This is a genomic window from Pseudofrankia asymbiotica, from assembly GCF_001983105.1.
In the GTDB taxonomy this organism is placed as follows: domain Bacteria; phylum Actinomycetota; class Actinomycetes; order Frankiales; family Frankiaceae; genus Pseudofrankia; species Pseudofrankia asymbiotica.
In genome coordinates, this window is record NZ_MOMC01000025.1 from 1 (window position 1) to 13,900 (window position 13,900).

Genomic DNA, 13,900 nt, shown 5'->3' on the forward strand with positions numbered 1-13,900 from the left:
GATCCTGCGGTTCGCCACCGACCTGACGGTCCCGTTCTCGAACAATCTCGCGGAGCGCGACGTCCGGCCGGTCAAGGTCCAACAACGCGCCTCCGGCGGCTGCTGGCGCACCCTGGAAGGCCTCGCCGACTTCGCGATCGTCCAGTCCTACCTGTCCACCGCCAGCAAATGGGGCCTCGACACCCTCGACGCCCTCACCCGGCTCTTCACCACCGGCCCCTGGCTACCACCAGCGGCACAACCCGTCTGATGACCAGCACAATCAGCTACGACGCCAGCTGAACAGCTACCTCGCGAGCATGTGGATGCCGCCCGTGCCCGAGGACGCGCTGGCGCCGGTCACCGAGCCAGACCTTCACGTCACGTACGCCAACGACGAATTTCTCCTAGCCACGAAGCTGATCGCCCAACGCCGCAAGGACTCACTCGACATCCTGGAACTCGCGGCGCGCACGGGAATGATGGATGCCACCGCGGACAAGCTCGAAGCACTGATCTACCGTCACTCCACCGATGTCGGAGCATTCGAGTTCATCGTCGACGGTACGGATATCCCGACGGAAATTCGGCTACTGGCCGAGCATGCTGCCCAGCTCCTCGCGCGTGCCCGGTCACTCGACGGGTGAGCCGCGCCGGCTCGCCGACGTGGTGGCGCTACGGCGCGGACAGCGATCAAGGCGGTGCGCAAGCCTGTGCCAGCAGCTGGTCGCCTGAGGCGACCTGGCCCGGCCTGACCTGACCTGGCCTGGCCTGGCCTGGCGAACGGGTCGCGCGAGCACCTCCAGCGCGGTCCGGTCGCGATTGACTCGATCGCCCTCGGCCCCCGGACGCCCACACAACCCGTTCCGCCCGTCCCGGCGACTACCATCCTTTCGAATTCGAACAGACGAACGAACACGGAAGCGATGCTCCCCGAAGGGGCCGCGGCTGGCCGGTATAGCTGTCGGCCTAGCACGTTGAACTGGCTTGTTAAGCCGAAACCAGGGTTCACCGGACCCCGCCGCCCTATGATTCTGGCGAGTCAAGGCGAGGGGTGGTGACGTGGCCGCGACCGGATCGCGTGTCAACCGACCCGCCGGAACGGGCAGCCGCGCGTCAGCCATTCCGGCGACGACGGAAAACGGCGATTACCTAACGCAACCGTCGGCCCTGGCCAAGGCAGCCCAGCTTGCCCTGGACATCGACGGAATCGAGCGCCAGATTCTGCAGCTCAAGGACCTCCTGAGGCAGCTGCGGCGTCATCACGAGAACTGGGTGGCCGGCGGGCGTGGCGAGCAGAACGTGACTCGCGTGCTGGTCGGGATGGACGACGCGGGGTGGCACGTCCTCCCGGACCGGCGGTGGCCCGGCAGCCGCCGCGCGAACATCGACGTGATTCTCGTGGGGCCCGGCGGGGTCTTCGTCATCGACGTGAAGAACTGGCGGGAGGCGAGCGTCCACGACGGCCGGCTGTGGCGGGGCGACGCCGACGCCGAGGACGACCTGGGCAAGCTGGTCAGGCAGACGGTCGCGGTGGAGGAGGTGCTGGCCGAAGCGGGCCTGCCACCGACCGAGGTGGTTCCGCTGCTCGTCCTGGCCGGTCGGCGCGGTATCAGGGCGTCTCTCGATCGGGTGATCGTGATCGGCGAGGACGACCTGGTTCGTGAGGTCGTCCCTCGCGGTGCCCGGCTGGCGCCGGAGATCGTGGAGCGCCTGCTGAGCTGCCTGGAGCAGGGCTGCCCGCCCATGCCACGCACGGAAGCCCTGGCGCGCCAGCCCGTTCGCCCTCGGACGGCCACCCCGCCGCCGCCGGCCGGGCCCGCGGTCCCGCCGGCTGCGGTCGAGGCGAGGCGCATCCCGTCGCGGCGAGACCCCGCGTCCTCGCCGGCGCCGGGCTGGACGCCGACGATCGAGGTCGAGCCCGCGCAGCCAGTGCAGTCCGCGCAGCCGGTACAGCCCGTACAGCCCGTACAGGAAACGCTGATGACCCGGGAGGAGCTCTGGCGAGAGCTCCTCGACGCCGCCGCGCGGGAGCCGATCGAGTCATGGATGACCTGGCTGCATCCGACGCAGGCTCGGCTGCCAGGCCGTCGCTTCTCCGGCCCGGCCCGGATTCGGGGCGCCGCCGGCACCGGCAAGACGGTGGTCGCCCTGCACCGCGCCAAGTACCTGGCCGCCCGCGGCGACCGCGTCCTGTTCACCTCGCTGGTGCGCACGCTCGGACCGGTCTACCGCCAGTTGATGACCACAATGGCTCCCGACCAGGTCGATCGGGTGGAGTTCGCCACTGTCCACGCCGTCGCCACGCGTTGCCTGCGCGAGCACGGCCTCGAGCGGCGCCACCAGCAGGATGCCGCCGAGACGTGCTTCTGGCGCGCCTGGGCGCAGGCCGGGAAGGGCTCGGTCCTGCCCGGGCTCGGCCTCTCGCCGCAGTACTGGAAGGAGGAGATCGGCACCGTCATCAAGGGCCGCGGGCTCACGACGTTCGAGCAGTACGCGAAGCTGGCGCGCATCGGCCGCCGCACCCCCCTGCCCGCGGGGCACCGCCGAGCGGTCTGGGACCTGTACGAGCTGTACGAGCGGCTGCGAACGGAACGCGGGATCCTCGACCGGGACGACGTGCTGCTGCTCGCCGCCGAGCTGGTCCGGGCGGACGGGCGGGCGCGGTACGACGCCGTGATCGTCGACGAGGTGCAGGACCTGACCTGTGCCGGTCTGCGGCTGCTGCACGCGTTCGTCGGTGACCGGCCGGACGGCCTGCTCGTCGTCGGCGACGGGCAGCAGTCCATCTACCCCGGCGGTTTCACGCTGGCTGAGGCCGGCGTCTCCGTCGTCGGCCGTTCCACGGTGCTCACTCGCAACTACCGCAACCGCGAGAGAATCGTGCGGTACGCGCAGGCCGTCGTCGCGGACGACAGCTTCGATGACCTCGACGGCGTCCAGGAGACCGGCAGCCGCGCGGTCGACGTCGACCAGCCCGGCGGAGACGTTTACGAATTCGCCGTCGCCTCGGCCACGGCCCAGGAGAAGGCGCTCTGCGACCACCTCGTCGCGCTGCACACCGCCCGGAGGGTTCGGTACCGCGACATGGCCGTCCTGGTCCCGACGAACGCCGCCGTCGCCTACTGGTCGCGAGTGCTGGCGCGGCGCGGCATTCCCGTGGTCTCCCTACGGGACTATGACGGGAGTGGCGACGAGGCGGTCAAGATCGGCACCTTCCACCGGGCCAAAAGCCTCGACTTCGGCCACGTATGCGTTCCGGACCGCAATCGCTTTCCCGAACCACGCCGCCCCGCCGAATCCGCCGAAGCGTTCAGCGAGCGCGCCCAGCTGGAGCGCCGGCAGCTGTATGTGGCCATCACGCGGGCGCGAGACAGCCTGTGGGCGGGCATGCGTGAGGAACTCGGGGCCGACCGACCGTGTGCTTCCACATAGGCGACATGCTCGTCCGGGCCACCGCCCACGATCTGCCCGACGAGCCCCGCGTGGAGCAGCTCCGATCGCGGTCCAGAATGGTGGTCACCGCCATCCACAGTCCGTTCACCAGCGACGAGCCGGCCGATCTCGGTGCGTCCGCTTCAAGTGCGGACAGCGCAGGAGTTGACCCATCGATGGCCGCGAGCCCGTTCCAGGCAGTTCGGACCTGGCGCCCCGCCACCGCTGCCGCACCCCTGGCCGCGGCCATCGCCCTCGTCGTTGTTCTGTGCATGGCCGCTACCGGATGTTCCTCTGGTGGCACATCTGGGCACCCGGATGCTCCCGCCGCGCCCCTGTCGCCCGCCGAGGCCGTCACCGCCGTACCACCGGGTTCTGGCAGGAACGTCGCGGTGAGCACGTCGGACGAGCTGACCGCCGCCATAGCCGGCGCCCGCCCCGGCGACACCATCGACCTCGCCGACGGCACCTACACCGGCAAGAAGGCGGTCGGGAAATACACGGGAAGCTTCTCCGTCACGACGGCGGGGACCGCGGCCGCGCCCATCACGCTCCGAGGGGGGCGTGGCGCGGTCATCGACGGCGACGGCCCCGGCGGGCACTACGGGCTGTACCTGGTGAAGGCCGACTACTGGCGGATCCAGGGAATCTCCGTGACGAACGCGACCAAGGGCGTGGTGCTCGACGGCTCGAACCATGTCCTGATCGACCGTGTCAGGGTCTCCAACACCGGCCAGGAGGGGGTTCACTTCCGCGCCTTCTCCAGCGACAACACCATCTCGGACTCCGAGGTGACGGCCACGGGCAGGCGCACGGCCGGATATGGCGAGGGCGTCTACATCGGCAGCGCCAACTCGAACTGGGGCACCTACACCGAGGGCCGGCCGGACGCCTCGGACCGCAACCAGGTCATCGGCAACACCTTCAGCGACACCGCCGCCGAGAACATCGACATCAAGGAGGGCAGCACCGGCGGCCTGATCCGGGGGAACCACTTCGACGGCGCCGGCACGGGACAGACGAAGGACGGCGTCCGCAAGTCCGCCAACTCCGCCGACTCGTGGATCGACGTCAAGGGCAACGACTACACGATCATTGACAACACCGGCGCCCACGCCCTCTCCAACGGCTTCGAGATCCACGACGTCAAGGACGGCTGGGGCAGGGGCAACGTCTTCCACAACAACACCCTGGACGTCGACGCCTACATCACCGACGACCCCAAGCACTCGGGCTTCGGTCTCTGGGTGCAGAACACCGCTACCGGCAACGTCATCGGCTGCGACAACAMGGTCACCAACGCGGTGTCCGGGTTCGCGAACGTCGCCTGCACGCAGCGGAGCGGCTGATCACCTGATCGCGGCGCTCCGCTGAGGTCAGATCTCGCCGTACCTCGCCAGATACATTCTGAAATCGGCGAAGATCCTGTTCCGCAGTGGAATGATGTCCAGGTATTCCTGCGCGAAGAAAAGGCCCTCCGCGAGCTCCTCCGAAGGAAAATCGACAACCATGATCAGATCCGGGTTATGGGAGCCATAGAGCGTCTTCTTGACGAGCTGGCGGCGTACCACGGTTCCCTGGTTCTTCTCAAGATACGCCCGCACGAGCCCTGAGTACTCCGCGAAATGCGCCTCATATCCTTCCCTGAAGGAACCCTCGACCACGATCGTCGCCTGGCTCACCCTGACCCCCTCCGGTCGTGCCTTCCGGATCGCGCCCCACGCACGGTCTCACAGGCCGAATCCGCCACCCGGCGCGGCGGCGACCCGGCGAAGATCAGGCGAGCTGCTCGCGCAGCCACGAAAGGGCGTGGCCTTCGAGGCTCGCCAGGCCCTCCTCGGCGGTCAACGCGGTCGAGGCGACGACCGGAAAACGCCGCAACAGCCGGGACGCGGGATAGTAGACGATGCGCTCGCCGAACTCCGACCAGAGCCGGAACGAGCCAACCCAGGAAGCAACTCTTTCGTCCGTGCCCCGCGCGGCGAGCAGCGCCTCGGCGCTGGAGAAACGCTCGACGAGGTCCTGCTGGTCCTTCCGGTCGATCGAGTAGTAGGCGTAGATGTTCTCGATCGGGTCGAAGAAGTAGCCGAACTCGTGCCACTGGTCGGCTTCAAGGGTCAGGAGGGGGTAGGCCTTCGAGGTCACGGCGACGAACTCGCGCACGGAGAGCTGATCGTCAGGCATGTCCCGCACCCTACGACCCGAAGCGGGCAGCCGCGACCTGCGCTATCCGCGCTCGTAGCTCGCTCTCAAAGGCCGGCGTCGTCCAGTCGTCGCCCGCGAACTCGGTCCCCACCTCGGCCGTGACCTCGCCCACCTGCCGGGCGCCGTCGAACACCCTGACCACGTAGTAGCAGAGTTCACGGTACTGGTCGTAGCTGTCGAATACCGCCGTCCACGAGCGCTCGCCGTCGGCGGTCTCGTTCGCCGCGAACTCGGGCCAGGAAAACACCATCACCCGCTCCTGGGGCCGCGGCCCCGGGTGTCGGCATCGTCGCGAAGTCCCGTCCAGCCACAGGAGCCGGGCTACGCACCGCTGCCCTGTTTGCTGGTGGCCGCCAGGAGGTCCTCCGTCTGGGCGTCCGGGAGGAAGAGGGCCGCGACCGCCGCCGCGGCGGCGAGGACCGTGATCGCGATGGCGACGGTGTGCAGGGCGGGCACCTGACCGACGTGTGCGCTGCGCTGGGTGAACAGGGTCGCGACGACCCCGATCCCGAACGAGCCGAGAACCCGCTGGACGACGTTGAAGGCGGTGTTCGCGTCGGCCTGCTGCTCGGGCCGCAGCGGCTCGGTCGCCACCAGGACCAGCGGCGTGATGACCAGGCCGACCGCCGCCGCGCGGAGCGTGAGAATCAGCCCGGTGAGCCACAGCGGCGTTCCCGCGCCGATCGCGAACAGGCCCGCGCTGGAGGCGACCAGCAGGACAAACCCGCCCAGGACCGTCGGGCGTACCCCGATCCGCGCGGCGGCGCCCGCGCCCGCGAGCGTGCCGACGCCGGTCACGATCCCCTGTGGCAGCAGCGCCACGCCGGTGATGAACGCCGAATGGCCCTGGCCCGACTCCAGGAAGATCGGGACCACGAACACGATCGACCAGGCCGCGACCGACGCCGCCCCGCACAGGGTGAAGGCCAGCGCCACGGACCCCTGGCGCAGGATCGACAGGTCGAGCGCCGGATGCGCGACCCGGCCGGAGCGGACCGCGTAGACGGCGAGAACAGCGACGCCGGCGGCGATCGGCCCCCACGTCGCCGGCGGTGTGAGCGCGCCACGGGTGATCCGGTCAACGCCGTAGAACACGGCGACGAGTCCGACCGCGAGCAGGCCGAGGCCGGCGAGGTCGGGCCGGGCCGCCGGCTGGGCCGGCGGCCCGAGGTTCGCGGGCAGCCGCCGGGCCGCGGCGACGGCCAGCAGCCCGATCGGGACGTTGATCAGGAAGATGGCCCGCCAGCCCTCGCCGCCGCCGATCGCGCCGAGCAGCATCCCCCCGATGCTCGGGCCGAGCGCCGGGCCGAGAAAGAGCAGGACGCCGGCGGCCGGTGACATGCGCCGCGATCCGCCGGACCCGCCGAGCAGCATCGACATCGCCAGCGGCACGAGCGGCGCGCCCGCGAGACCCTGCAGCACCCGCGCGGCGATGAGCATCCGCACGCCCGACGACGCCCCGCACAGCGCGGACGCGGCGGTGAAGGCGGCGAGGAAGGCGGTGTACGTGGGGATGGTGCCGAAGCGTCGGGACAGGTAGGAGGTGAGGACGAGTCCTGTGCCGAGAGCCAGCAGGTAGCCGCTGACGATCCACTGCACCGTCGGCAGCGACGTGCCCGTCTGCCGGGAGATCGGCTCGACCGCGACGTTGACGATGCTGGAGTCGAGCATCGTCAACAGCGGGCCGGCGAGCAGCGCGTACTGCGCGCCCGCGCGGAACCGTACTACCTGGGTTGTCTCGGCGGCCGTCCTCGGCATGGCCTCGGTCACCACGTCCGTGCCTCCTCCCTGACCTGTGGCGTCGTGTGCTCGGCCAAACTGTCGGGCCAGGCGCCATCGTGACATGCGTCGTTTGCCTGCCTCGGGTCGGGACGCGCCAGGACAGGCGTTTGGTCCGCGAAGGACACGGTCAGCCCACCCTCTCGGGATCAGCGTGGTGTGGGACCCGCCGCCACCGTGGTCACGGCCATGGCCTCGTCCGGCACCGGGACGATCCCCGCCGCGCGCTCCAGGCCCTCGATCTCGGCCAGCCACAGCTCGGCCAGCTCCTCGGCGCCCGGCACCGGCAGGGTGAAGCCGGCGGTGGCCGTCCGCCCGAGGCCGCCGAGCGTGATGACCACCTGCCGGCGCCCCTCCCGCATGGCCGGTATCGGCAACGCCGTGGTGACCGGCGCTCCCACCACCGCCAGCGGGCCGGGGATCGGTCCCAGGTTCGTCGTGTTCGCGGCGGCCGTGCGGAGCTCCTGGCCGCCCCCGATGGTGCGGCGCCCGAGTCGGCTGGGTACCCGGTCGGACCAGAAGCGCTCGCCGAGGCTCGCGCTGGAGCCCCCCTTGTAGGGAGCGGTCTGGCGGTGCACCTGCTCGAAGCGCTCGGCCGGGGAGGCCGGCCCCAGGGGCAGCGCCACCCGGGTCGCCACGAAGGCGTTGCCGAGCATCGAGCGCTCGGCCGGGCGCCGGGCACTGACCGAGAGCACCGCCCGCACCGGCGACCGGCCCACCGGCGACGACCAGGCGGCGAGCGCCCCGCCCACGGTGACCAGGTAGACGTCGTTGACCGACCCCCCGTAGGCCTGGCCGACCGCGCGTAACCGGTCGCTTCCGATGGACGCCCACCCCACGCTGGGGCGACCGCCGCCCGGGCCGGTGAGCGCCGCGAGCCCGCCGGACGGCCCTGCCCAGCTGGTGGCCTGGCGCCGCGCGGCCGACACGAGCATGCCGGGCGTCAGCTTCCCGCCCCGCGTCCAGGCCGGGCCGGCCCCGGCGGTGGCCTCGTCGCCGAACAGGAACGTCAACACCCGGTTCTGCGAGAGCCCGTCCACCCAGACGTGGCTGGCGCGGAAGAGAACATGGACGTCGCTCGCGCCAGGGCTGGCGAGCAGGCCGACCTCCCAGGCCGGCCCGTCCAGCGGCGTCACCACCCCCGCCAGCCGGACGGCCTCCGCTCGCGCGTCGTCCTCGGTCGCGCCCGCCGGCAGCGGATACTCCCGCACGTGCCGGGTCACGGCGATCGGCCCGCCGGGTTCCCACCGCGGCGCGCGGCCACGGCGCTCCACCAGTCGCTCCGTGAGCACGGGGAACGCCCGGACGCGGTCGAGAACGGCGGCCCGCAACGCGTGGACGTCCGGCGCCCCGGACAGTCGCAGCAGGTAACAGCTGACGCCGACCGGACGGGTGGGATAGGCCCGTTGGAAGTCGAGCATGTACCGGTCCATCCGGCTCAGCGGCCGGCCACCCCCGTACATGCCACCACCGGGCTCCGTGCCCTCGAGGAACTGAGCGCCACCACCGGATTCAGAGCCACCAGCTGACTCAGAGCGCATCCCGACCCCCGTCTCGCGACGCAGGCCCTACGCCGGCGCCAGGCCCGCCGCGCGTGGAAGGATCTCCGTTTCTTCCGGCCGAGGCCGGTAACCACGCGTGACCGTAACGCCCTGTATGGGCTGTACTGCGCCAGCAGCCTACTGAGGCGCCGGCGAGCGGCCGCGAGGTGGTACGGATCCGGTAAACCCGCGGAGCCTGGAGCTTGCTGTCCGACCGGTGCGGGCCGCGGGGGCGGGCCGCGCCGAACCGCGTAGGTCTTCYAGCGGATTGACGGTGCGTCTGGAAACATTCCCGCGGYCGTTTCCACGCACCATTCACGATCATCGTTACTCGGCCGACAAGGCTCACCCCGTGGCCGCGGACCGCGGTATACCGCCCCGCGCCCCACTCCTTCGCGTTGCGCATACCCGCCACGCGATCAGTGGGGCACGGCGGCGCGCCGTCGCCAGCCTCGCAAAGATCAACCGATCATGGTTCCGCATCCCCGACCGGAGCCGGTCCAGAACTCTTATCCTCGTGAATCTCCGACGGAGTCCGTGCGCACGGCGCTATTACACCTCGACCTCCACCCATAGGTAGTCATAAAACAGTACCCATGCTGTCGCGTCGGCGACATCATCCTCCCCGCCCGCCTGCGCGCGCTGTCCAGTATCTGTCTTCGGCCCAGGGTTGCCAACACCTGAGCGCGGGCCTTCCCGGGTCCACCGCGGACCATCGGCAATACCATTTCCCCAGGTCAGGACACCAGCCATGCGGAGCCTCTCCCAAGCCGCCTGGGAGCTGGCCCCCAGGCGAGCCGGGAAATCCCGGGGCCCGCTTACCAGGTCTTTCCCAGGTGCTCGGGCCGTGACGCACCTATATTCATCCTTGTCGTTCGGTTTGCGGCCGGCATCGCCGCAGGGGGCGGCTCCCCGCCCCAGCGCGCCGGATGCAAATCGGTTTCCAGCCCAGCCAGGGAGCCAGTCGTGAAAATCGCGTGGCGAACCATCGGCGTTATCCGGAGCGGTCCGTGATGACAAGGGCGAGCGGCGAGACGGAAACGCGCGGGCGGGCCACGGCGAGCACCGACGGCTACCCGGACGGGCGAGCACTCACCGCCGTCGACAAGATCACACTTGGATACCAGCGGGCGTATCCCCGGACGCGACTCGCGGTCGGGAACCTGCTGGTCGGTCACGGCCMGGCGCCGGATATCCAGGAGCTGCGGGACCTGGTCGCGGACCGGGCCCGCGCCTTTCCACCGCTCACCCACCGCGTCGCGCGGGCGGGGTGGGGCCGCCTGGTCTGGACCGCCGACACCGACTTCGACCCGGCGCGGCACGTCCAGGAGTGCGGGGTGCCGGCCGGCTCGGGACTCGCCGGACTGCGCGAGGCGATCGAGCGGCTGTCCGCCATCGAGATCCCGATGGACGCCCCGCCGTGGCAGGTCTGGCTGCTCCACGGCAGTCGCCCCGACGGCTTCGCCGTGCTCTTCCGCGGCAGCCACGCCCGGATGGACGKGGCCGCGCTGGACCTGGTGCTCGGGAAACTGTTCGGCCCGCCCAGCCCGGGGGCTCGGCGCGAACCTCCCCGCCCGTTGCCCGACAGGCGCCGGCACAGCCTCCTCGCGGTCGCCACGGCGGCGGCGCGGTCGCTCGGCTGGCTGGCCAGCACGACCGCGATCGGCCCGTTCACCGCGGCCCCGACCGGGCAGACCCGCCACGCGTGGCTGGAGATCGACCTCGCCAGGCTGCGGGCGATCGGCCGGGCGTACGGGGCGACCGTGAACGACATCTTCCTCGCCGCGCTCGCCGGTGCCCTGCGCGCATGGTGCCCCCCGGAGGCCGGCGCGGCGCGCCGCGCGGCGGCCGGCCGGGGCGCGATACACGCCGCGATGCCGGTCAGCACCCGCCTCGCGGCCCAGCGGGACGTGGTGGGCAACTACCTGACCACCGTGCGCCTCGCGCTGCCCTACGGCGAGGCGTCCATGCGCGGGCGGGTCGAGGCGGTCCACCGGCAGACCGCCCGGCTCAAGCGGAACGGGGCCCCCGGCGTCGCGGAGCGCCTCTTCCTCTGGACGGTTCCGGCCCCGTTGCGGACCGCGGTGCTGTCCACCGGGATCGCCACCCGCGGCTTCGCGCTGACCGCGTCCAACCCGGCCGGCCTGACCGGCCCGTTCGAGATCCTCGGCCGGCCCGTCGTCGACGCCGTTCCCGTGCCGCCGGTCCCCGCCGGCCAGCGCCTCGCGGTGCTGCTCAGCGGGCTGGACACGCAGGTGCGCGTCGGCTTCTCGACGGACGCCTCGGTGCCCGGCCACGCGCGCCTGGCCGAGCTGTTCGCGGCCGAGCTCGACGCCCTCGAGGCCGCCGGCGGCATCCACCCCGACCCGTCGGGCGGGCCGGTGGCGGGCCCGGTGGCCAGCCTCGCCGGGCTGACCCGCCCGGCCACACCGCATTCCCTCGACACACCCGCCGTGGGCCCCGGCCCGCGGCCGGCGGATCCGTCGACCGCGGGTCCGGGACCGTCCAGCAGACCAGACAGCGACGAAAGAGCGGTTCAGCGATGACCATGCATGCGCGCCTGGTTGATCTCACGGTGGTGACGGCGCCAGACCCGGACACCGCGCCTCCCGTCCCCACGGCCTCTGCCCCCGCCGCTGCCACCTCCGCGGCTCCCGCGTCCGCGGCCGACCTCGTGGACGCCGCCGACCTCGCCGACCTCGCGGGCCTGCGGGTCCTGATCGTCGGGACCGGCCTGATCGGCACGTCAGTCGGCATGGCGCTGCGCCGGCACGGGACCGACGTCCTGCTCTACGACCGCGACCCGGCCCAGACGGCCGTGGCCGCGCGCCGCGGCGCCGGCCGGGCCTGGCCGTTCCCGGATCCCCGCCAGGCCGGCGTCATCGGGCCGCGGCAGGCGGGCACGGCGGATGACCCGGCGGCGGGCGACCCGGCGGCGGGCACCGGCGGCGCCGTGGCGAGCGTCGGACAGGCCGTCGACCACGTCGTGATCGCCGTCCCTCCGCGCGACGTCGGCCAGACGCTCGTCGCCTGGCAGCTCCTGCTTCCCCGGGCGACGTTCAGCGACACGGCGTCCGTCAAGGTCGAGCCGCTGACCGACGCCGAGCGGCTGGGCGCGGACATGTCCCGGATCTGCGGCGCCCATCCGGTGGCCGGCCGTGAGCGGGGCGGTCCCGAGTGGGCCGTGGCGGACCTGTTCGTCAACCGGCCCTGGGTCGTCACCCCGTCGGCGGTGACGTCCCGGCTCGCCCAGCGGCACGCGAGCCTCATGGCCGTCGGCTGCGGCGCCTGGGTCGCGCACCTCGACCCGCGCACGCACGACTTCGCCCTCGGCCTGCTCAGCCACCTGCCGCACATCGTGGCCAGCGCCTTCGCGGCCCGGCTGGCGACCATGCCGGAGGACCTGGCCCGCCTCGCCGGTCCCGGCCTGATGGACTTCACCCGGATCGCCGGGGCGAACGCCGACCTGTGGACGGAGATCGTCGGGGCCAACGCGTCCCCGCTGGCCGACCTGCTCGCCGACGTCGTCGCCGACCTCGGCCGGGTGCGGGACGCCCTCGGGGCGGGCGCGGTCCAGGGCAGCGGGACCGATCCGGTCGTCGAGTCGCTGTTCCGGATGGGGAACACGGGCCGCTGCCGGCTGGAGGCGGCGAAGGCCCTGCCCGCCCCCCGGGCAGCCGTCGACGACCACCTGAGCGGCGTCAACCACCTCAGCGGCGTCAACGGGCGGCTGTCGGCATGACCACCGAGGCCGCCGGCGGGCTCGGCCCGCTCGTCGCCGGGCTGCTCCCCTCGCCGTCGCCGATTCGTTTCCTGGACCCCGCCGGCGCGCGGGTGGACGAGCACGGCGGCTACCAGCCGCCGCCGGACGAGCTCCTCGGCCGGGCGTTCGAGGCCATGGCGCTGGTCCGCCGCTTCGACACCCAGGCCACGGCGCTGGCCAGGCAGGGCCGGGTCGCGGCGTTCCCGTCATCCTCGGGCCAGGAGGCGTGCCAGGCCGGCGCGGCGCTGGCGCTGCGCCCGGGCGACTGGCTGTTCCCGACCTACCGGGACAGCGGCGCGCTGCTGACCCGGGGTGTCGACCCGCTGGAGGTGCTGGCCCCGGTCCGCGGCCACGTGCACTGCGGCTACGACCCCCTCGCCCATCGATGCGCCCCGATGAGCACGCCGCTGGCGACGCAGGCACCGCACGCCACCGGCCTGGCCGTCGCGTCCCGTTGGAAGGGCACGGACGAGGTCGCGCTCGTCCTGCTCGGCGACGGGGCGACCAGCGAGGGCGACTTCCACGAGGCACTGAACTTCGCCGCGGTGTTCCGCGCACCGGTGGTGTTCCTGGTGCAGAACAACCGCTACGCGATCAGCGTGCCCCTGTCCCGGCAGAGCGCGGCGCCGTCGCTGGCCTACAAGGGCGTGGGCTACGGGGTGCGCGCCGAGCAGGTCGACGGCAACGACGCGGTGGCGGTGCTGGCGGTGCTGGCCGAGGCCGTGGGCCATGCCCGGGCCGGCCTCGGGCCGATGCTGGTCGAGGCGCACACCTACCGGATGGGGCCGCACACCAGCTCGGACGACCCCGGCCGCTACCGGGACGACGACGAGGTGGCCCTCTGGCGGGCACGCGACCCGATCGAGCGTCTGCGGGCGTACCTGCGCGGGCGCGGCCTGCTCGACGACGCCGCCGAGGCCGCCGTCGCGGCGCGGGCGGAGACGCTCGCCGCCCAGGTGCGGGCCGGCGTGGCCGACGACCCGCGGGTCGCCCCGACAGAGATGATCGACCACGTCTACGCCGTCACGCCACCCTTCCTGGCCGAGCAGCGGGCGGCGCTGCTGTCCGAGCTCGGCGCGGGCGGCGGGGGCGCGCGATGACCACGAGCCAGTCCACCGCGGTCCCTTCCAGGGCCCCCGCGGGCCCGGCGGAGCGGATCCGGCGGGTTCGAGGGCAGGCCGGTGCTCCGCCGTCGGCG

Annotated in this window: 12 protein-coding genes; 7 read left to right on the forward strand and 5 right to left on the reverse strand. The window is 72.3% G+C overall.

The genetic code is table 11. The annotated features are described in order from the left end of the window. From BL253_RS13435 to BL253_RS13450, 4 genes are all read left to right on the forward strand, one after another. On the forward strand, positions 1–250 hold a 250-nt coding region (locus tag BL253_RS13435; protein WP_158230354.1), incomplete at its 5' end, for an IS66 family transposase. 64 nt (positions 251–314) lie between these two features. Beyond that, positions 315–626 carry a hypothetical protein gene (locus BL253_RS13440; RefSeq protein ID WP_076816887.1) on the forward strand — a complete coding sequence of 104 codons (312 nt, stop codon included), beginning with the start codon at positions 315–317 and terminating at the stop codon, positions 624–626. A gap of 655 nt (positions 627–1,281) precedes the next feature. Continuing rightward, positions 1,282–3,414: a nuclease-related domain-containing DEAD/DEAH box helicase gene (locus BL253_RS13445; protein WP_241834760.1), complete on the forward strand. Its 2,133-nt coding sequence runs from the start codon at positions 1,282–1,284 to the stop codon at positions 3,412–3,414. Positions 3,415–3,806: 392 nt separating this feature from the next. Next, a complete protein-coding gene (locus tag BL253_RS13450; protein ID WP_198946259.1) occupies positions 3,807–4,763 on the forward strand; it encodes a right-handed parallel beta-helix repeat-containing protein in 957 nt (318 codons plus the stop codon). Positions 4,764–4,790: 27 nt separating this feature from the next. On the opposite strand, the gene BL253_RS13455 is transcribed toward BL253_RS13450, so the two are convergent. From BL253_RS13455 to BL253_RS13475, 5 genes are all read right to left on the reverse strand, one after another. Further along, positions 4,791–5,096: a DUF1330 domain-containing protein gene (locus BL253_RS13455; RefSeq protein WP_076816889.1), complete on the reverse strand. Its 306-nt coding sequence runs from the start codon at positions 5,094–5,096 to the stop codon at positions 4,791–4,793. A gap of 94 nt (positions 5,097–5,190) precedes the next feature. Further along, positions 5,191–5,598: a hypothetical protein gene (locus BL253_RS13460; protein ID WP_076817061.1), complete on the reverse strand. Its 408-nt coding sequence runs from the start codon at positions 5,596–5,598 to the stop codon at positions 5,191–5,193. Positions 5,599–5,608: 10 nt separating this feature from the next. Then, the gene (locus BL253_RS13465) at positions 5,609–5,869 is read right to left on the reverse strand and encodes a hypothetical protein (RefSeq protein ID WP_131831490.1); all 261 of its coding nucleotides are present in this window, start codon (positions 5,867–5,869) and stop codon (positions 5,609–5,611) included. A gap of 71 nt (positions 5,870–5,940) precedes the next feature. Next, positions 5,941–7,392, reverse strand: a complete 1,452-nt coding sequence (locus BL253_RS13470; RefSeq protein WP_076816893.1) for an MFS transporter — start codon at positions 7,390–7,392, stop codon at positions 5,941–5,943. Between the two features lie 155 nt (positions 7,393–7,547). After that, positions 7,548–8,861, reverse strand: a complete 1,314-nt coding sequence (locus BL253_RS13475) for a wax ester/triacylglycerol synthase domain-containing protein (RefSeq protein WP_076816895.1) — start codon at positions 8,859–8,861, stop codon at positions 7,548–7,550. 1,091 nt (positions 8,862–9,952) lie between these two features. Between BL253_RS13475 and BL253_RS13480 the strand changes: the two genes are divergently transcribed. Genes BL253_RS13480 through pdhA form a run of 3 tightly spaced genes read left to right on the forward strand, consistent with a single transcriptional unit; the run spans position 9,953 to position 13,802 of the window. Further along, positions 9,953–11,485, forward strand: a complete 1,533-nt coding sequence (locus BL253_RS13480) for a wax ester/triacylglycerol synthase domain-containing protein (RefSeq protein WP_076817062.1) — start codon at positions 9,953–9,955, stop codon at positions 11,483–11,485. Further along, complete coding sequence (locus BL253_RS13485) at positions 11,482–12,681, forward strand: prephenate dehydrogenase/arogenate dehydrogenase family protein (protein WP_096335991.1); 1,200 nt, start codon at positions 11,482–11,484, stop codon at positions 12,679–12,681. The genes BL253_RS13480 and BL253_RS13485 overlap by 4 nt, the downstream gene beginning before the upstream one ends. Further along, entirely contained in the window at positions 12,678–13,802 is a 1,125-nt protein-coding gene (pdhA, locus tag BL253_RS13490) for a pyruvate dehydrogenase (acetyl-transferring) E1 component subunit alpha (RefSeq protein WP_076816898.1), read from the forward strand. The genes BL253_RS13485 and pdhA overlap by 4 nt, the downstream gene beginning before the upstream one ends. Positions 13,803–13,900: the final 98 nt, after the last annotated feature.

Coding starts and splice junctions, on each gene's coding strand:
- BL253_RS13460 (WP_076817061.1), bottom strand. CDS start 5,598: ATGCCTGACGATCAGCTCTCCGTGCGCGAGTTCGTCGCCGTGACCTCG.
- BL253_RS13465 (WP_131831490.1), bottom strand. CDS start 5,869: ATGGTGTTTTCCTGGCCCGAGTTCGCGGCGAACGAGACCGCCGACGGC.
- BL253_RS13475 (WP_076816895.1), bottom strand. CDS start 8,861: ATGTACGGGGGTGGCCGGCCGCTGAGCCGGATGGACCGGTACATGCTC.
- BL253_RS13485 (WP_096335991.1), top strand. CDS start 11,482: ATGACCATGCATGCGCGCCTGGTTGATCTCACGGTGGTGACGGCGCCA.
- pdhA (WP_076816898.1), top strand. CDS start 12,678: ATGACCACCGAGGCCGCCGGCGGGCTCGGCCCGCTCGTCGCCGGGCTG.